Source organism: Mycobacterium sp. (genome assembly GCF_965229105.1).
GTDB lineage: Bacteria > Actinomycetota > Actinomycetes > Mycobacteriales > Mycobacteriaceae > Mycobacterium.
In genome coordinates this window covers 761,399-780,688 of the sequence record NZ_OZ245858.1, presented here as the reverse complement: position 1 = coordinate 780,688, position 19,290 = coordinate 761,399, and the positions used below count along the sequence as shown (strand labels likewise).

Sequence of the window (19,290 nt, the reverse complement as noted above, 5' to 3'; positions counted from 1 at the left end):
CGCCGCTCAAACATCTGATGATTCTGATGTGGCGCGTGTGACTACTGAGACTCGATTTCCACTCGCTGCTATCAGCGTTGAGGCGCGGCCGTCGGCTTGATCGGAGCAGGCAGGGCCGTTTCACCGGTCAGGAACCGATCGACACCCGCGGCGGCCGCGCGCCCTTCGGCGATCGCCCAGACGATCAACGACTGTCCGCGGCCCATGTCACCGGCGACGAACACGCCTGGCACCGTGGTCTGAAAGTCATCGCCGCGCGCAACGTTGCCGCGATCGGTCAGCTCGACCCCGAGATCGGCCAGCAGACCGGGTTTCTCCGGTCCGACGAAGCCCATCGCCAACAGGACCAGGTCGGCCTCCAGCTCGAAATCGCTGCCGTCGACCTTCTCGAATCTGCCGGCCTTCATCTCGACTTCGTGCACCTTCAGCGCCGAGACCCTGCCATCGGATCCGACGAACTCCTGGGTGTTGACCGAGAAGACCCGCTCGCCACCCTCTTCGTGCGCTGAGGCCACCCGGAACATCAACGGGTACGTCGGCCACGGGGTGGAGTCGGCACGCTCTTCCGGCGGCCGCGGCATGATCTCGAACTGGTGGACCGAGGCCGCACCCTGGCGGTGAGCGGTGCCGAGGCAGTCCGCGCCGGTGTCGCCGCCGCCGATGATGACGACCTTCTTGCCCTTGGCGGTGATCGGCGGCTCGCCGTCGTCACCGAGCACGGGGTCGCCATTCTGTACCCGGTTGGCCCACGGCAGGTACTCCATGGCCTGATGAATACCGTCGAATTCGCGGCCCGGCACGGGCAGGTCACGGGCGGCGGTCGCACCGCCGCTGAGGACCACGGCGTCGAACTCTTCCTGCAGCTGCTCGGCGGTGATGTCGACACCGACGTTGACCCCGGTCCGGAACTGGGTGCCCTCGGCCGCCATCTGCTCCAGCCGACGGTCGATGTGGCGCTTTTCCATCTTGAACTCAGGGATGCCGTAGCGCAGCAGGCCGCCGATGCGGTCCGCCCGCTCGAAAACGGTGACCTGGTGGCCGGCGCGCGTGAGTTGTTGGGCGGCAGCCAATCCGGCCGGCCCCGAACCCACCACGGCCACCTTCATACCGGTCAGCACATCTGGCGGCAGCGGGGTGACCCACCCCTCGTTGAAGGCGTTGTCGATGATCTCGACCTCGACCTGCTTGATGGTCACCGGTTCCTGGTTGATCCCCAGCACACAGGACGCCTCACACGGTGCCGGGCACAGCCGGCCGGTGAACTCCGGAAAGTTGTTGGTGGCGTGCAGTCGCTCGATGGCATCGCGCCACCGATCCTTGTACACCAGGTCGTTCCAGTCCGGGATCAGGTTCCCGAGCGGACAACCGTTGTGGCAGAACGGAATGCCGCAATCCATGCAGCGCGACGCCTGATCCTGCAGTACGTCGTGCTGGAAATCCTCGTAGACCTCTTTCCAGTCCCGAAGGCGCAGCGATACCGGCCGCCGCGGCGGCGTCTCACGATGGACGTGCTTGAGGAAACCGCTGGGATCAGCCACGAGCGGCCGCCATGATCGCCTCGGTCACTTCGTTCTTATCGGCGCCCCTGCGTTCCGCGTCGGCAATCGCCACCAGCACCTTCTTGTAATCGCGGGGCATCACTTTGCCGAACTTCTGCGATTCCACGGACCAGTCAGCCAGGATGTGCTGTCCTACAGCCGATTCTGTCGCATCAACATGCGCAGTGATCATGCCGTGCAGCCAATCGACATCCGCATCGTCCAACGCGTCGAGATCAACCATGTCTCCGTTCAGATTGTCCGGCAGCACGCCGTCCGGGTCGTAGACGTAGGCCACCCCACCGGACATCCCCGCGGCGAAGTTCCGCCCGGTCTGGCCCAGGATGACGACCTTGCCGCCGGTCATGTATTCGCAACCGTGATCGCCCACACCTTCGACGACCGCGTGAGCACCGGAGTTGCGCACCGCGAACCGTTCACCGACGACACCTCGCAGGAAGGCCTCGCCGCTGGTGGCACCGAACAGGATCACGTTGCCGCCGATGATGTTCTCCTCGGCGATGTAGTCCGCCGGCACGCCGTCCGACGGTCGGACCACCAGTCGTCCGCCGGAGAGTCCCTTGCCGACGTAGTCGTTGGCGTCCCCGTAGACCCGCAACGTGATGCCCTTGGGCACAAACGCCCCGAAGCTGTTGCCTGCCGAACCGGTAAAGGTGATGTCGATGGTGCCGTCCGGGAGACCCTGGCCGCCATAGGCTTTGGTCACCTCGTGACCGAGCATCGTGCCGACAGTGCGGTTGACGTTGGCAATTGTGGTGGAGAACCGGACCGGGGTGCCGGAGTCGATGGCCTCCCGGCTCTGGGCGATCAACTGCTGGTCGAGCGCCTTGTCCAAACCGTGGTCCTGGCGCGAGCTGCAGTACAGATCCTGGTTCATGAACGCCGACTCCGGCTCGTGCAGGATCGGCGACAGATCGAGCTTGTGTGCCTTCCAGTGCTCGGCGGCCTTGGTGGTGTCCAGCGCGCCAACCTGCCCGACCGCCTCGTTGAGGGTGCGGAAGCCCAACTCCGCCATCAGTTCCCGCACCTCTTCTGCGATGAACATGAAGAAGTTCTCGACGAACTCGGGTTTGCCGTTGAACCGCTCGCGCAGGATCGGGTTCTGCGTCGCGACACCCACCGGGCAGGTGTCGAGGTGACAGACCCGCATCATGATGCAGCCCGATACCACCAGTGGGGCGGTGGCAAAGCCGAACTCCTCGGCGCCGAGCAGGGCCGCGACCATCACGTCACGCCCGGTCTTGAGTTGGCCGTCAACCTGCACGACGATGCGGTCACGAAGACCGTTGAGCAACAACGTCTGCTGCGTCTCCGCCAAGCCGAGTTCCCATGGAGCGCCGGCGTGCTTCTGCGAGGTGAGCGGCGTCGCGCCGGTACCACCGTCGTGCCCGGAGATGAGGACGACGTCAGCGTGCGCCTTGGACACTCCCGCCGCGACGGTCCCTACGCCGTTCTCGGAAACGAGCTTGACGTGCACGCGTGCCGCGGGGTTGGCATTCTTCAGGTCGTGGATCAGCTGGGCCAGATCCTCGATCGAGTAGATGTCGTGGTGCGGCGGCGGCGAGATCAATCCGACACCGGGCGTCGAATGCCTGACCTCGGCGACCCACGGGTACACCTTGTGACCCGGAAGCTGACCGCCCTCACCGGGTTTGGCGCCCTGAGCCATCTTGATCTGGATGTCAGTGCAGTTGGTCAGGTAGTGCGAGGTCACCCCGAAGCGCGCCGAGGCCACCTGCTTGATGGCGCTCCGCCGCCAGTCACCGTTCGCGTCGGGCTCGAAGCGGTCGACGTCCTCGCCGCCCTCACCTGAATTCGACCGTCCGCCAAGACGGTTCATCGCAATGGCGAGTGTCTCGTGGGCTTCGGCAGAAATCGAGCCGTAGCTCATGGCACCGGTGGAGAACCGTTTGACGATCTCGCTGGCGGGCTCCACCTCATCGATCGAAATCGGCTTCCGGACACCATCTTTGAACTTCAGCAGCCCACGCAGCGACGCCATTCGCTCGCTCTGGTCGTCGACCAGCTTGGTGTACTCCTTGAACACCGAGTACTGACCGGTGCGGGTGGAGTGCTGCAGTTTGAAGACCGTGTCGGGGTTGAACAGGTGGTATTCACCTTCGCGGCGCCACTGGTATTCACCGCCGACCTCGAGCTCACGGTGCGCGCGCTCGTCGGGACGATCGAGGTAGGCCAGGTTGTGCCTGGTGGCCACGTCATCAGCGATATCGTCGAGATCGATACCACCGGTCGGGCAGTGCAGACCGGTGAAGTATTCGTCGAGCACGCGCTGGCTGATGCCGACGGCCTGGAACAGTTGAGCCCCGGTATAGGACGCCAGCGTCGAGATGCCCATCTTGGACATCACTTTCAGCACGCCCTTGCCTGCGGCCTTGACGAAGTTCGCCTTGGCCGTGTCACTGCTCATCCCGGTGATGATGCCGCGATCGCACATGTCTTCGATCGATTCGAACGCCATGTACGGGTTGATCGCCGCGGCACCGAACCCGCAGAGCGCGGCCATATGGTGCACCTCACGGGCGTCGCCGCTCTCGACCACAAGGCCGACCTGCGTACGGGTGCGTTCGCGCACCAGGTGGTGGTGCACGGCGGCGACGGCCAGCAGCGACGGGATGGGCGCCAGCCATTCGTTGGACTCACGATCAGACAGCACGATGATGCGCGCACCGTTGCGGATCGCCTGCGAGACCTTTTTGCGGACGTCCTCGAGCGCCCGGCGCAGTCCGGGTCCACCGTCGGCCACGGGGAACAGGCAGCTGACGACAGCGGCCCGCATTCCGTGCTTGCGGCCGCGGATCTCATGGTCGGGGTCGACGTTGATCAGCTTGGACAGCTCGGCATTTCGCAGAATCGGCTGGGGCAGCACGATCTGGCGACAGGAGTCGGCGCCCGGGTTCAGCAGGTCGCCTTCGGGGCCGACGGTGCCCGAGAGGCTGGTCACCACTTCCTCGCGGATGGCGTCCAGCGGCGGGTTCGTCACCTGGGCGAACAGCTGCTGGAAATAGTCGAACAGCATCCGCGGCCGTTGGGACAGCACCGCGATCGGCGTGTCGGTCCCCATCGAGCCCAGGGCCTCGCCGCCGGTTTTGGCCATCGGTGCCAAGAGCATGCTCAGCTCTTCGGAGGTATAGCCGAATGTCTGCTGACGCAACACAACTCGATGGTGCGGCATCCGGACGTAATCGCCCTGGGGCAGATCGTCGACGTGGAACAGGCCGGCGTCGAGCCATTCCTGGTACGGGTGCTCCGCGGCGAGCTCGGCCTTGACCTCTTCGTCGGAGACGATGCGGCCTTGGGCGGTGTCCACCAGGAACATCCGACCCGGCTGCAACCGCAACCGGCGGACGACCTTGGCCGGATCCAGGTCGAGGACGCCTGCCTCCGAAGCCATCACCACCAGGCCGTCGTCGGTGATCCAGATCCGCGACGGTCGTAGACCGTTGCGGTCCAGCACCGCACCCACCAGGGTGCCGTCGGTGAAGCAGACCGAGGCCGGTCCGTCCCACGGTTCCATCAGCGACGCGTGGTACTGGTAGAACGCCCGCCGCGCCGGGTCCATCGACTCGTTGCGCTCCCAGGCCTCGGGGATCATCATCAGCACCGCGTGGGCGATATTGCGGCCGGACAGATGCAGCAGCTCGAGGACTTCGTCGAACCGGGCCGTGTCCGAGGCGCCGGGCGTGCAGACCGGGAAGATCTTGTTCAGGTCGTTGTGGTAGCCGAAGACGTCGGTATGGATGAGCGCCTCGCGGGCCCGCATCCAGTTCTCGTTGCCGGTGACGGTGTTGATCTCACCGTTGTGCGCCACCCGCCGGAACGGGTGAGCCAGCGGCCACGACGGGAACGTGTTGGTCGAGAACCGGGAATGCACGATGCCCAGCGCGCTGGTCAGCCGCTGGTCCTGCAGATCCAGGTAGAACGCGCGCAACTGCGGGGTGGTCAGCATGCCCTTGTAGACAAAGGTCTCGCCGGAAAGGCTTGGGAAGTAGACGGTCTCACGGCCTGGTCCGTCCTGACCTGGGCCTTTGTTGCCGAGCTCGTGCTCGGAGCGCTTGCGGATCACATAGGCGCGGCGCTCGAGCTCCATCCCCGATGCACCGGCGATGAACACCTGCCGGAAGGTGGGCATCGCGTCACGCGCGAGCGCGCCCAGAGAGGAATCGTCGGTGGGCACATCCCGCCAGCCCAGCACCTGCAGGCCTTCGGCCTCGACGATCTTCTCGACGGCCTCGCAGGCGAGTTTCGCATCCTTGGCCGATTGGGGCAGGAAGGCGATACCGGTGGCGTAGCTACCGAGCGGAGGCAGCTCGAACTCGGCAACCGCACGCAGAAACTCATCGGGGACCTGGAGCAGAATGCCCGCACCGTCGCCGGTGTTCGGTTCGGCTCCCTGGGCACCGCGGTGCTCCAGGTTCAGCAGCGCGGTGATCGCCTTGTCGACGATGTCGCGGCTGCGCCGACCGTGCATGTCCACCACCATGGCCACACCACACGCGTCGTGCTCGTACGCGGGGTTGTATAGACCGCTGGGCGCAATTCCCACCGGAACCCACCTGACCCTTCGTGAAGTCTGTTCGTTGCGATTGGCCTGGGCCTTTGACAAGGCCGAGCGTCCATCTTTCGCTGCCGCACCCTGAGGCAGCGGGCTGCGCCCCGTGGATCTATTTGTGGATCTGTCCGACGTGCGACCCGTGGCATCCGTGCAGCGTTGAACGGCGGCCCCTGTTACCGGGTCATGACAAGTCGTAAAACGATATGTCAAACACCGCCTGACATGCCAACTTAGTCAATCCTAAGCTGTGGTTGGCGACCGAGCTCGGCGGCGGGGCCCGACTGAACGCGAGATACGCCAAACATATTGCGGCACGCCTATTTTGAGGCAGCACCGGGGTCCGCGATCCCTACCCAACCGGCGGCCGGTCGCCACAGCGTTTGCTTAGGCAATTAGCTGGAAGCCTCAGTCTTGGTCGCCAGCCGCAGGCCACTGGCACTTAGGCATCTTTTTCGAGTTTGCGAAAAGTTAGGCGGATTCTTAGAGAGCGCCCTTCGGGCCTGGGATGGCTTCATCGGAACCGTGGCGGCCCCTCGGCGATCTGTTCCCTGCACCGACTCCCTGTTTCATCCTCGCCGGGTCCCTCATCGCGCACACGCGTAGTCGACTACCAGAGTTCACTTTTCGGTGTTCTCGTCATCGACGGTAGGTGAGCTGATACGTCGCGGAGTACGCGGCGGACACCCACCCCGTTCCGCGAGCGACCGCAGCTGCCGAAGGGCGAAGTTGCGGCCCCTGGCCGAATCGGGAATGACGATCCCGGCCCAGAGCCCTTCGGCACCCGGCGACTCGACCGCCTCGCGGGCACACAACCACCGGCGCGGGCAGGTTCGGCAGACCGCCTTGGTGGCGTCGTCGGTGGCCGTCATCCAGCGTTCGGGGTCTCGGGTGCACGCTCCGACGATCTCCTGGGGCGACTCCCAGGCGGCGCCGGTCACGGAGTGGCCGATACTGAATAGATGCCCGTTCGGTCCGCCATAGTCCACAGGCAACCCGTGTTCCCCACCTGCCGCAAGTCACCCCGAGGAGGTCAGCGGTGAGCGATCGCGACGACTTCCTACGTGATCGGCAGGCCCAAGGCCAGCCGGTCCCGCCGCCCCAGGGTCCGCCACCGCAGGGTCCACCACCGCAGGGTCCACCACCGCACAAGCCCGGCCCGTGGCCGGGCCCGTCCGGGTACCAGGGCGGGCCGCCGCCGCACCCGCGGCAGCCGCCCCCGCTGGCCGCCCCGCCACCACCGCCTCCACCAGGCTCGATGCCGCCGCAGATGCCGTGGCCGGAGGCCACCCATCCCGGCAGGACGCTTCCCACCGGTCGCAAGCCCCGGCCGGCTGGCGGCTGGCGTAAGGCCGTTTATGCCGCCACCTTCGGCCTGGTGAATCTCGGTCCGTCCCGCGACGAACGGCGCGACGCCCAGTTGGAGGCCGTCATCCAGTCCGCCCTGCGCGGTTATTACAAGGTCGGCGTGCTCGGAAAGGGCGGTGTCGGCAAGACGTCGGTGGCCGCCAGCGTCGGCTCGGTGTTCGCCGAGTTGCGTCCCGCCGACCGGGTGGTTGCTGTCGACGCCGATACCGCCTTCGGCCGCCTCGGCAGTCGCATCGATCCCACGACCCACGGCTCGTACTGGGAGCTGGCCGGGGATAAGAACCTCCAGACGTTCGCCGACCTGCGCACCAGGGTGGGCAACAACGCGTCCGGTCTTTACGTCCTGGCCGGAGAACCGGCCACCAGTCGGCGTCGAGTCCTTGACCCCGCGCTCTACCGCGAGGCCATCATGCGCCTCGACCGTCACTTCACCATCTCGATCGTGGACTGCGGCTCCACGATGGATGCCCCGGTCACCCAGGAGGCGCTGCGCGATGTCGACGCCCTGATCGTGGTGTCCTCACCGTGGGCCGACGGGGCATCCGCCGCCGCACAAACCATGGAATGGCTTGCCAACCATGACAAAACCGACCTGCTGCGACGAACAGTGGTCGTGCTCAACGATTCTGACGGCCACGCCGATAAGAAGACCCGATCGGTGCTCGCGCAGCAGTTCACCAGCCGCGGTCAAGTGGTGGTCGAGGTCCCGTTCGACCCGCACCTGCGGCCAGGCGGGGTGATCGACGTCTCCAGCGAAATGGATCGTCGGACGCGCCGCCGTTTCCTGGAGATCGCCGCGGCCATCGCGCAACATTTTGCCGCCGCGCCAGATGCTGTGCGGGACCGTCGCTGAGCGGGAGACCTCAAAGGTTCAGCGGCACATGCTTTTCTGCGCAGGCATCGATGATGGCGGCCATCACGTCCTGGGTTCGGATGGTCTCCAGGTCGCTGATGGTGACCGAACCACGTTCGGTGCGGTTCTGTGCGGCCACCCGGGAATCACGCAGCCGCTCCGCACGTTCCACGACGTTGCGGGCGAAGCGACCGTTCTGCATGACGTCGACGCCGTGGCTGCCGTTGGGTGCGGTATAGGCCCGCAACACCCGGCACGCCGCGTTCATCGCCTCCTGCGCAGCCGGTTCGATCACCGTGGCCCGCGGCCCGCCGTAGCGGATGGCAATCTCGACCAACTCGTCGGGACTGTATGACTCGAACCGCAGTTTGCGGTTGAAACGGCCGGCCAAACCTGGGTTGACGGTCAGGAATTCGTCGACTTCCTTCTCATAACCCGCGCCGATGAAACAGAAGTCGAAGCGGTGCACCTCCAACGCCACCAGTAGCTGGTTGACCGCCTCCATGCCGATCATGTCCGGTCGGCCATCGTGATGTCGCTCGACCAGGGAGTAGAACTCGTCCATGAAGAGGATGCGGCCCAGGGACCGGCTGATCAGTTCGTTGGTCTTCGGCCCGGATGCCCCGATGTGTTCGCCGCAGAAATCCGCCCGCTTGACCTCGATGATCTCCGGGTGACGGACGATGCCCAGCCCCGCATAGATCTTGCCCAACGCCTCGGCCGTGGTGGTCTTACCAGTGCCGGGCGGACCAACCAGGAGCATGTGATTCGTCTGATTATTGACGGGCAGGCCGTGCGCCAATCGTAGTGCGCGGACTTCGATTTGGTCTTCGAGCTCGGCGACGGCACCCTTGACCTCGGCCAGACCGACCTGGTGGTTGAGAAGCTCGCGACCCTCGGTGAGCAGCTCGGTGCGACGGCCCTCGTTCTCCTCCTGCTGACGGTCCTCCGAGGATTGGCCGGTGCTGACATCCCACCGGTTGGTCCGGCTCTCGATAGTCTCCTCATCGGTGATCACCAGTTGCAGTGTCGGATCGTTGAGCGCCTGCTGGGCGGCGGGAATCAATGCGCCGTTCAGTGTGGCCTTCGACAGGGCGATCTGCGCTTTGTCCTCTTCACCCAGCTGGCGATGGGCCATACCGCGCACGTAGGCGATATCGGCTGCTATCAAAGGGAAGTCGACGGGGTCGATGGCCGCCACCATCACATCGGTGAGATCGCGCCGTCGCGCCTCTCCTGCGGCTCCGCGGGCGGAACGCAACTCGACGCGGTCCGCCCAGTCCAGCGCCACCCGCGCCTGCCCGAGGTGCGCGGCGGCGTGCGCGGCCAGCGCATTCGTCGCGGCTGTTACCGCGGACATGATGATCGCTTGCGGCGGAAGGATTCTTGCCGCCACTGAAATGACATCCGGCCAGCGCTGCGTGGCGTACATCAGGTACGACTCAAGGTACTGCTGCCATTGGTGGTTCTCCCAGGTGTCCAGGAGAGCCGGGTCTTTGAGCAGGCCCTGGGCCTTCTCGTATTCGCCGCTGTCGATCAGTGCCGACGCCAATGCCATTCCGGCGTGCGATGATTCGGTGACGGTGATGGCCAGATACGGGCCGGCCTTGATGTGGGCCGAAAGCGTACCGCCGAGTCGGTTCGTCTCGCGGTGTAGCCGGACCCCGTAGGTGTAGAGCTGTTGCAACGTCGTCAGGGCCTCGTCACCTGCCGCGATCCGTCCCAGCCAGGCATCGGCCATCGCCGGATCGGTTTCGGTGGCGTCGCGAAAGCGCGCCAACGCGGCTGGCGCGTCGGTCTCCAGGAGCGACATGCCCTGGTCGAATTGCCGCCGCGCGGCCGCTGTTTGGCTGCTGCTGGTGGTCATCTTTTTGACGTCATCGTTGTGGAGTCATCGTCTCTCGTCTGCGAATTCACGTTCGGCTGCCAAGCTGGTCGGCTCGGACGAGATGTAGCGGTTCTCGGCGCGGAACAGTTCCACCTCGACCAGATACATCTTGCCCGCCGCAGTCACCTCGACGGTGGCGGGGCCAATCTGCGTGATCACCACATCTGCCGTCCCGCGGTAGGACTCACCAGGACGCCCCACCGAGATGACGGTGTTCGGCCTCGGGGCTGGCGCCAACGAGCCGTCGGTCACGCTGACCGTGGTACCTGCGACGGGCCGCGTGCGGTCGGTGACCGCGATATCGGGCATCCGAACACTGGTCCAGCGCTGCGGGTTTCGGGTGTGGACGGTGATGCGATCACCCGCGCCCGCCGCGCGGATCACGATGCGCTTGGCCAGCGTGTCATCGGCGGCGATGTGCACTCGGCTGAATTCACCGGGGTCCCCGATGGGCAACATCAACCGGTCGCCGGCACCGAACTTTCCGATCAGCACACCCGACGGTCCGACCGGGAGCACCAGCGTGCGTGGCGCAACCGACGGACGCAGGCTGCGTAACCTGGTGGTCGGACCGCACAGACTGGCCGCGACCGCGGCGGCCTGCTCACCGGGCAAGGTCCGCAGCGACACACTGGGTGAGGCGGTCGGCGGTTTGGCGGTCCGGATGGTCACCGTCGCGGTAGCGGTCCCATTCGGGAACAACGTGATGTTCTGTGTGATCCCGTCGGCGCGCCATGACCAGGCCTGTGCCAGCCCTTCGGCCGTGATATCCGTTGGCCGGTACCGGTAGGTGGTCAGCCAGCCCGCGTCGCTGCGGACCGATCGCCACCGCTGGCGGCTGGGGTCCAGCGCGGAGTGACCGAGTCGGCGCTCCATCTCGACGATATCGGTCGCTGTGGCGACCTTGGCTCGAATACCGTTGCAGCGCAATGCTGCGCTGATGCGCTGCGCGGCGGCCAGTGCAGCGGTGCCCGCGGTCAGCCGCCACTGCATCGCATCGGCATTGGCAAAGGCAGGCACCCGAGCGATCAGCCAGGTTTCCCGCTGGCCTGCGTACGGCGGAGTTCCGATCAGCGTGTCGTAGACCCGCGGATAGTCACCGGTATTGCGACGACGGCTGCCGGTGCTGACGATGCTCAGGGATTCGACCGTCAGCCCGAGGCTCTGATGCAGGAGCCGGGTCAGCTCGGCGATGTCGATGGTGTTATCGGTGCTTGTCGCGGTCGATCCGGTGAACAGCGTTGGTGCGTGCGCCTTTCCGAGCACCTGCACCGCAACCACGGCCACCCCGTCCTGATAGCGGACACCGCCGCCGGCTCGGTCGTTGGCCACGGTGACAGGCTCGCTCCAGATGATCGGCCGCTTCCGCCGCAGATACAACCGGGTCCACGACCACACTGGCTGCTGCCACCAGCGGACCGCGCCCAACAGCAAAGCGAGCACCAACCCGATTGCGGCGCCGGGGAATCCGCCGACGGCCCAGCCAAGGAGGCCGGTCAACAGGATGCCGATGACGACGGTGAGTCGGACCGTCGCACTCATCGGGCCCGCCTGGCTCTGGCCACCAGTGACGAGATCAGTACGGCTGCCACCACCACCCCGGCGAAGGCCAGGGCCACATTGCGCGCGCGATGATCCGGCGGAGCGACGGGCGGCGGGGGCAGGATCACCCGGGTCTGTGAGTCCGGCGCCAACCGTGCTCCGGGTGGGACGTTGAACGTCAGCGCCGCAACGGGATCGACGACCCCGTAGCCGACCTGATTATCGACACCGCGCGGCGGGTTGTGAGCAGTCTGCAGGATCCGGTTGATCACCTGATGCGCGGACAGGTCGGGGAATTTGGCGCGCACCAGCGCTGCGACACCGCTGACATAGGCGGCCGAGAAGCTGGTACCCCAGAACGGGGTGTTCGGGTCACCCGGTTTGACGGGCGGGTACGCATTCACCGGGCCGCCGGTCTGCGGTGAGAGGCCCATGATGCCCACACCTGGTGCTGCGGCAGCCACCCATGGGCCGGCCAGGCTCTTGGCCAGCGGGGCACCCGCGTTATCAACGGCTCCGACGGACAGCACGTAATCGGAGTACCAGGATGGCGATGACACCGTCTTGACCTGGTGCCAGTCGCGCGGGTCGGAGGTGTTGAGCGGATCGAACAGGGGGTTCTGCGCGCAGTTGTCCTCCCCCTCATTGCCGGCCGCTGCCACGACCACCGCATCCTTGACCGTCGCGGCGTACCAGACGGCCGCGCCGAGGGCCCGCTGGTCGAGCGGGTCGGCGGCCGAAACACAGGACGTCACACTGATGTTGATGACCTTGGCGCCCATATTCGCCGCGTGCACGATGGCCTGTGCCAGCGAGGCAATGGTGCCCGCCTTGCGGCGCGCCTCATTGTCCCCGGGTTGCGGGTCGACAAACTCATAAGCCCGCGAGGACTGGCGGATCGAGATCAGCACCGCATTCGGGGCGACACCGGCGACGCCGTCGGGCGCTCCGGGCGGCGGTGGCGGCACCTCGGGGTCATCAGGGGCGCCCGGGATGGGATTTCCGGGCCCGGCCGAGGGCTGGTCCGGTGGTGGGGGCGGCGGAGGCGGCGGAGGCGGAGCCGGCTTGGTCTCGGTGATGGTCACCGGGACTGGTGGCGGCGGTGGTGCGACCGGCGGAGGTGCTCCCCCCGGCGGTGGCGGTGCGGCGATACTCGGCGGTGGGCCTGCCGGCGGCGGGAACGCAGGCGTCGGCGGCATCGGAGCCGGTGCGGGGGTACCCAGCGGGGCTGCACCGATCAGCGACGCGACGATGGTGCCGTGTGCATCGCAGTCCATCAGCCCGTCGCCGCCCATGATGTAATCCCCGCCGGGGACCACCGGTAGGCGCGGGCTGGGGTTGACACCCGTGTCGATCACCGCGACGGGTACACCGTTGCCTGTCGAGTACTGCCACGCCTTGCTGATGTTGAGCATGGTGAAGCCGGGGGCCGTCACCGTGACGTCTGGGTCTGCCACCGTCATGGTCTGCGCACAGATATTGCTCTGCCGCATGGGTTGATCGGGGCCGGGCGGCCCGTCAGGGGGGACCGCGCCCGGGTCTACCTTCGGTGGCGGAATAGCCTGTGCGACTGGAAAATTGGTGCTCAGACCGACCAGTGTCAGCACAGTCAGTGCCGCTCCGAACTGTCGTGCACGACCCGCTGGGGTCATCGCATTCGCACCCATGTGTAGAGGCCACCGATCCACGCCGCCAGAGGCAGCGCGGCGACGATCGCCAGTAACTCGAGCCACTCGGCAAGCATCCGCACCAGGGGGGTGAAACGGGTGACCGGCACCAGCAGTGCAGCGATCAGCCCGGCTGCGGTGAATCCGGCCAGTGCGAGCGTGCCCCACAGCAGCGCTTCCCCAGAACCGCTCGGCTCGTGCAGAACGTACTTGAGCACAGCCGCGCAAACGGCGACCGCTGCTCCGCACACCAGGGCAACGGCTTGGCGTTTATCGGCGAAAGTTCTTCCGCGGCTGATGAAGATGAGCACGAACAACCCGGCCAGGACCGCGGCGGCGTTGCTCTTCGCGAGGCCTGGCATCAGCGTCGCCCACACCGCGACAGGCAGTGTCGCCGCCGCGCCGATGCAGATGCCGGTGAGCACACTGTTGGCGCGCCTGGCGGCGTTGGCGATCTCCTCACCACGCGGCGTGGTGTCCGGATTGGGCTCACTCAGCTCGTCGTCGCCTGCCTCGTCGTCAACCGGCGCGACCGCGTCGACTGGCAGACCATCGCTGCGGCGGAACACATCTCGACCGGTGATGGAGCCGAAATACGGCGGTCTGATCCGCGCCGCCCACAGCGCTATGGTCGGCGCCAGGGTCACCAGAAGCAGCAGAGCCACCAGGGTGCACATCCCGAGCCACTGCGGTGGGATCGGCTGCCACATCCGGGTCGCCGCGACCGCACCGCCAAGTCCGCACAACGTCACGACGGTGGCGGCAACGGTGATGTGACGTCCCGTGACCGAGGCCAGCCCACAGGTCAGGACGGTGATCGCGAGCGCGGTGATGAACAGATGCGCGGCACCGATGGCGCCGGGTGCACCAGCTCCAGCACTGACCGCGAGCATCGGGATGGCCAGCCAACCGAAGCCGCTGAGCAGATCGGTGCGTTGCGGCCACCCACGCCAGATGGTGACCGCCCCGCCTGCGGCCAGCAGACCCACGACACCGGTGGCCAGCGTCGGTGCCAGCGAGTCGGTGGCCAATCGGGTCCGCAGCGCCATCCCCAGCACCGAAGCCACCGCCAAGGCCAGAATCGCCAACGCCGTGTGGGCAGCGGTCTCCGGTGTGACAGGTTCGAAGAGCTTCTTGCCGATCCTGGCCAGCCCGGTCGAGAGGGACTCGTACTGCGGTTCGAAGGAATCACCTTCGATGGCGGGACTGAGGACCAGGGTGGCGCCATCCTCGACGCCGAGTTCGTCCAAGGTTCTGGTGACATCGAGCCGCACGCCGTTGGCCCGCTGCAATTCATAACCGACGCTCGATTCCAGCCCGGTCAGGCCGCGGCGCCGGAGCTCTTCATTGAGCAATTCGACGATATCGTCGATAAACACTTCGATCGGTACCGAGGCCGGGTAAACCTGCGATACCAAGTGTTCGCCACAAACAACTGCAACGGCGCAGCGAGCCGGGAAGGAAACCTTAGCCATTACTGTGGCCTATCGGCATCCGGTGTGTATTTATCGGCAAGGGCGGCGGTGATCTCGAATAGCCGCAGGCGCGTTTTCTTGTGCAACTCGTGTTGCGTATCGATGATGCCGCCCTTCGCAAGATGCGGGTCATATGGCATGAATTCCACCGTTGCACCCGACTGCCCGAAACGTTCGGTCAAATACGCCCGCGCTTCTTTGTCATGTGAATTGCGGCTGTCATTGAGCACCACCATGCTCCGCGATACCAACTCGTGGTAACCCATCGCCCGCAGCAGGTCGATCGAGCGCGTCACCGGAAGCGACGTGTCGGCCGTCAGGCCGGAGACGAACACCAGCGTGTCGGCGGCGTCGAAGACCGCTTTCATCACCGGGTGCTCGAGATCGTCCGAGGTATCCACCACGATCACATTGTGGGTGCGACGCAAGCGGGACAGCACCCCGGTGAACATCGACGGAACCAGCGGCCGCGGCTGGTCGGAGGCACGATTGCCGGCCAGCACATCCAGGCCAAGCACGTTCTGCCCCAAGTGTTCCCGGATATCTGCGTAACCCTGCACATCGGTGTCGTTCAGTACCGCCGAGTAGTCCCCCGGCGGCGCTTCGTCGATCCGGCCGGCCAAGGTACCGAAGCCCGGCGCCGCGTCGATGGCCACCACATTCTCCGGGCGGCATTCCCTGAACACCGCACCGATGGACGCCGTCATGGTCGTCTTGCCGACGCCGCCTTTACCGGAGATCACGGCGATGACGTACTGCTTGCGGATATGCCTGCGGATGCGGTCACGCAGTTCGCGATAATGCCGCTCGGCCGGCGACTCACCGAGATTGATGCTGTGAAATGTGGCGTTGTAAATGAATTTCCGCCAACCGGAGCCGGGCGGAATTTTGCGGGGCGCGACCATATCGGAAATACGCAATGTCCCCGAAACAGAATCCTGGTGCTGATGACGTCCGCCCGCGGATTCCCGCCGCAGCGCCGCCTGGTGTTCAGCAGAATTGGCGGGATCATTCCATGGATTTGTCACAATTTCGATGCTAACATGCGCGCCCTACACAACCTTTCGGTGGGAAAACCATTCCTGCTGCGCAGGTAATCGACGAACCATCTGGTTGACGGCAGTGGCGATATTTCCGGGCGAACCGGGGGACATGATCATCCACATCTTTCCCTGCTGGGGAACGTGCTCGGCGACGATTCGCCCTTCAGGGGTGTCGATGATCGTGACGACTGATTTCTCCAGATGCACCCGGGCCGGGCCGCCGCTGTTCACGCCCGTCTGGAGCGCGACGATGGAGGCCTGTGCAGATTGGTCCGGGTCGGCGGCCACCAGCAGCAGCTGCATCTGATCGGGGTCCAGCTGGACTCCGGTCATCAGGAACTTTCGCAGACTGTCTTTGTCCTTGACGGTCGCCAGCAGCTTGTCGACCGGGATCGTCACGGGCTTGAGGGGGGCTGGTTTGCTCGTGCCGCAGAGCCGATCCACCTGATTGGTGATCACCTGGCTGGCCGCACTTTCTGCGCTGGCCGTTCCGGCGCCGCTGAGCCGCACCAGATAGTCGGTGCGCTCCAGGGTCACCCACCACTGTGCGAAACGTGCGAGGGTCACCATCGCCGGAGTCGCGCCGCCCGCGGGGGTCCGGGCCTGCATGTACAGCGCCACGTCGCGGCGGGAGAGCACTGTCAGCCACTCCACCACTGCGGGGTCGACGTCGCCGTGCTCATCGATCACCCCGGCTTCGTGCAGTTCGGCCGCAATCGGGTGATCCAGTGCCGACTGTTTGGTTTCGACACTCGGCAGCACGGGCCGCAGGCCCAGCTCGGGTGCCAACACTTCGATTCCGGTCAGCACCTGCAGCGCCCAGAGACCGTCGAGCGTCGTCGTCAACACGTATAGAACCCCCGAACAGAAATCAGTTCCAGCACTAGGGCAGCGAACGGGGCGCACGCGCCGCGTGCGCCCCGGCCAAACCTAGGTTTACATGCCGAAGCCCTGGGCCATCTGGTGATCGGTGCTGATCGATGACATGTTGGCGCTGCCGATCGCCTGGCCGTGGCTCGACATCACCTGGATGAGGTCCTGGAACCCGCTGAGCATCAGCAGCTGGTTCTCCCGGAACGCTGACGCCGCCAGGCCGGTGAAGAACTCGGCGATGGCGTCCGTCTGGTTCTTGACCTCGTCGTGCAGCCCGTGCAGGGTCGACGCGGATTGGCCAACGGTGTTGGCCAGGCCGTCTACCTCGCCGTGGTTATAAAGAATGGATTCGGACATGTCGTTCTCCTTGCATGGTCAGTCGAGTGTGTGGAGGTGGAGCGGGCGAGCAGTGATCAGTGGCCGGCGAATCCGTTGAACGTGTGAGCCTGCTCTTCCTCATGGGCCTCCATGAGCGCGGCGGCGTTGTTGAGGCCGTCCGCCAGGTGCTGGCCGCCGGTGACGATCTTGTTGATGTCTTCCTGGATTCGGGCCGCTGTGGTCATCGATGACGTCGCGCCCATACCTCCCCAGGTCGCGCCCATCTGGTCTTGATGGGTGTTGACGTATTGAGTCGCCACGGCGATCGCCTGTTCGAGTGCGCTGTGGATGCTGTTGGAGACCGTTCGCATCTGGTCCGGAGTTACGAGTAGGTCCGACATTTGCTTCTCCCTTGCTTTTCCATCCCCGAGCAGGGGCTTCTTGTTGATTGTATGCGCTCTGTGCGCACTGTCACTTCACCAATTAGCAAACAGAATGTGCAGGCTGCGCCGCCTGCCCAGGGTTAGCTGGATGCGCGCAATGTTCAGTTTTTCCTCAGATATCCCGACGGGTATCGCGGTCACGATCGACAACCACCCGGGCTCGTGCGACCTCGTCGGCCTTCTGGCTGCCCTCGCCACCGCGGTTCAGCATGCTGGCGGGCGACATCGGCATGCCGCCCCCGCCGCCGACGCCGGTGCCTGTGGCAGGCGGCCGCATCTCCGCGGTTTCGAGCAAACCGGTGCGCAGACCGGTAGCTCGGCCGGGGCCCTCCCCGAAACTGCTGGTCGGGCGGGTGTAGCTGGTCATTCCTGGGCTCGCGCCACCGCCCATACCGCCGAGCCCACTGGCTCCGCCGCCGCCACCGCCAAGCGACGCGGGGCTGACGCCGAGGCCGGCCGGGCCGCCGGCTGCCTTGAAGTTGGCCGCCTCGGCGGCCACTTCCCCGCCCTTCATGCCCTGGCCGAACATGCCGGTCAACTGCTGAACAGCTTGCGGCGCCGCCTGCATCACCTGCTGACCCATCTGCATCGGCATCTGGAACACCTGGCCCAGTGGCTGCAGCATCTGACCCATTTGGCCGACCATCGAGCTCATCTGGCTACTCGCGTCACCGCCGGCACTGGTGGCACCCTGACCCGCGGTTTCGGCGGCCTTGGAGCCGGCCTGCATCGCCTGGGTCCCAGTCGCCTGGGCCGTGGCCTGGGCGATGGAGGAGGCTGAGCCCGCTGCCGCGGCCGCGGGGTTCGACATCGGCGCGACCGGCGCAGGAACGGCCAGCAGCGCGGTCAATCCCGAGAGCACGGCGCCGTAGGCAGCGCCGGCGCTGGCGTTATGCGGCCAGTGTTCACCGAAGTACTCGAGGTTCAGATCGGCGATCCGCGGTGTCAGCGCACCCCACACCGACGGATTGATCATGTTGTCGGCGTATTCCTCCATCCGGTTGGCCTCACAGACCGGAGCCGGGATCATCGTCGAACACGCTGATTCATAGGCTGTAACAGCCGCTTCGGCCAGCGGCGGCTTCTCTACCACCCATCCGGTGAGCAGCTGCAGCGCGCCGTTGAGCTGGGTGCTTGCCGCCGCCGACGCCGTTCCACCGAGCCCGATGAAACTCGCGCCGGTGGCGGCGGTGTTCATCGTGGATGCGCCGAAGGACAGCTCGTGGGTGGCCAGTTGGGTAAGCCACGCCGCCATGCTGGCCAGTGTGGTCGCGGGGCCGGTACCCGAGATCAACCGAGTGTGGTTGGCCTCAGGGGTGCTGATCGGCCAGAGTGGGTCGGTTGCCATCGGAATACTCGCTGTTCGCCCTTCGCTGTCGGGGCCCTTAGATGGAGAGTCCGGAGACTGCGTTGATGGCGTCCGTCGCCTGGTAGGTGAGCGACGAGATGGATTGGGTGCTCGCAAGCCCCAGCCGTGAGCCCACGTGTTCGGCCGTCATACCGAGGTATTGCCCACCTGCGGCGCTCAAGGCCGCGGCGAACGCCGCCGAGTCTGCGTCCAGGCCCATCGGGGTGACTCCGAGCAGGGCAGCTGACGCCGCGGATGCGCTGGCACCCATCTCGGCGCTGATACCGACCTCTGTCGCCGACGAGAGATCAACGGCGCTTGGCACAACCTCCATGGTGGTCCT

Annotated in this window: 14 protein-coding genes; 1 reads left to right on the top strand and 13 read right to left on the bottom strand. The window is 65.8% G+C overall.

The window, feature by feature from the left end; all coding sequences use genetic code 11:
- Positions 1–71: 71 nt before the first annotated feature.
- The 3 genes from gltD to ADBZ9O_RS03630 form a co-directional block, all read right to left on the bottom strand.
- The gene (gltD, locus tag ADBZ9O_RS03640) at positions 72–1,538 is read right to left on the bottom strand and encodes a glutamate synthase small subunit (protein ID WP_526528495.1); all 1,467 of its coding nucleotides are present in this window, start codon (positions 1,536–1,538) and stop codon (positions 72–74) included.
- Positions 1,531–6,060: a glutamate synthase large subunit gene (gene gltB / locus ADBZ9O_RS03635; RefSeq protein ID WP_526532789.1), complete on the bottom strand. Its 4,530-nt coding sequence runs from the start codon at positions 6,058–6,060 to the stop codon at positions 1,531–1,533. Before gltB ends, gltD begins: the two co-directional genes overlap by 8 nt.
- 689 nt (positions 6,061–6,749) lie before the next feature.
- Positions 6,750–7,070 (bottom strand): WhiB family transcriptional regulator, encoded by a 321-nt coding sequence (locus tag ADBZ9O_RS03630; protein WP_526528493.1) that lies wholly within the window; start codon positions 7,068–7,070, stop codon positions 6,750–6,752.
- A gap of 98 nt (positions 7,071–7,168) precedes the next feature.
- Between ADBZ9O_RS03630 and ADBZ9O_RS03625 the strand changes: the two genes are divergently transcribed.
- On the top strand, positions 7,169–8,350 hold the full coding sequence (locus tag ADBZ9O_RS03625; RefSeq protein ID WP_526528491.1) for a MinD/ParA family ATP-binding protein: 1,182 nt from the start codon (positions 7,169–7,171) through the stop codon (positions 8,348–8,350).
- A 10-nt stretch (positions 8,351–8,360) separates the two neighbouring features.
- Here ADBZ9O_RS03625 and eccA read toward each other — a convergent pair whose 3' ends face one another.
- The 10 genes from eccA to ADBZ9O_RS03575 all read right to left on the bottom strand — a co-directional run bounded on the left by eccA (position 8,361) and on the right by ADBZ9O_RS03575 (position 19,281).
- Positions 8,361–10,217 carry a type VII secretion AAA-ATPase EccA gene (eccA, locus tag ADBZ9O_RS03620; protein WP_526528489.1) on the bottom strand — a complete coding sequence of 619 codons (1,857 nt, stop codon included), beginning with the start codon at positions 10,215–10,217 and terminating at the stop codon, positions 8,361–8,363.
- Between the two features lie 24 nt (positions 10,218–10,241).
- Positions 10,242–11,780, bottom strand: a complete 1,539-nt coding sequence (gene eccE / locus ADBZ9O_RS03615) for a type VII secretion protein EccE (RefSeq protein ID WP_526528487.1) — start codon at positions 11,778–11,780, stop codon at positions 10,242–10,244.
- Positions 11,777–13,432, bottom strand: a complete 1,656-nt coding sequence (gene mycP, locus ADBZ9O_RS03610; RefSeq protein ID WP_526528485.1) for a type VII secretion-associated serine protease mycosin — start codon at positions 13,430–13,432, stop codon at positions 11,777–11,779. Before mycP ends, eccE begins: the two co-directional genes overlap by 4 nt.
- Positions 13,429–14,922 (bottom strand): type VII secretion integral membrane protein EccD, encoded by a 1,494-nt coding sequence (gene eccD / locus ADBZ9O_RS03605; protein ID WP_526528483.1) that lies wholly within the window; start codon positions 14,920–14,922, stop codon positions 13,429–13,431. The genes mycP and eccD overlap by 4 nt, the downstream gene beginning before the upstream one ends.
- Positions 14,922–15,950: a MinD/ParA family ATP-binding protein gene (locus tag ADBZ9O_RS03600; RefSeq protein WP_526528481.1), complete on the bottom strand. Its 1,029-nt coding sequence runs from the start codon at positions 15,948–15,950 to the stop codon at positions 14,922–14,924. Before ADBZ9O_RS03600 ends, eccD begins: the two co-directional genes overlap by 1 nt.
- Positions 15,951–15,974: 24 nt before the next feature.
- The gene (locus ADBZ9O_RS03595; protein ID WP_526528479.1) at positions 15,975–16,814 is read right to left on the bottom strand and encodes an ESX secretion-associated protein EspG; all 840 of its coding nucleotides are present in this window, start codon (positions 16,812–16,814) and stop codon (positions 15,975–15,977) included.
- An 87-nt stretch (positions 16,815–16,901) separates the two neighbouring features.
- Positions 16,902–17,195: a WXG100 family type VII secretion target gene (locus ADBZ9O_RS03590; RefSeq protein WP_526528477.1), complete on the bottom strand. Its 294-nt coding sequence runs from the start codon at positions 17,193–17,195 to the stop codon at positions 16,902–16,904.
- Between the two features lie 56 nt (positions 17,196–17,251).
- The gene (locus ADBZ9O_RS03585) at positions 17,252–17,557 is read right to left on the bottom strand and encodes a WXG100 family type VII secretion target (RefSeq protein ID WP_526528475.1); all 306 of its coding nucleotides are present in this window, start codon (positions 17,555–17,557) and stop codon (positions 17,252–17,254) included.
- A gap of 154 nt (positions 17,558–17,711) precedes the next feature.
- Positions 17,712–18,947 (bottom strand): PPE domain-containing protein, encoded by a 1,236-nt coding sequence (locus tag ADBZ9O_RS03580; protein ID WP_526528473.1) that lies wholly within the window; start codon positions 18,945–18,947, stop codon positions 17,712–17,714.
- 37 nt (positions 18,948–18,984) lie between these two features.
- Positions 18,985–19,281, bottom strand: a complete 297-nt coding sequence (locus ADBZ9O_RS03575) for a PE domain-containing protein (protein ID WP_526528471.1) — start codon at positions 19,279–19,281, stop codon at positions 18,985–18,987.
- Positions 19,282–19,290 lie beyond the last annotated feature (9 nt).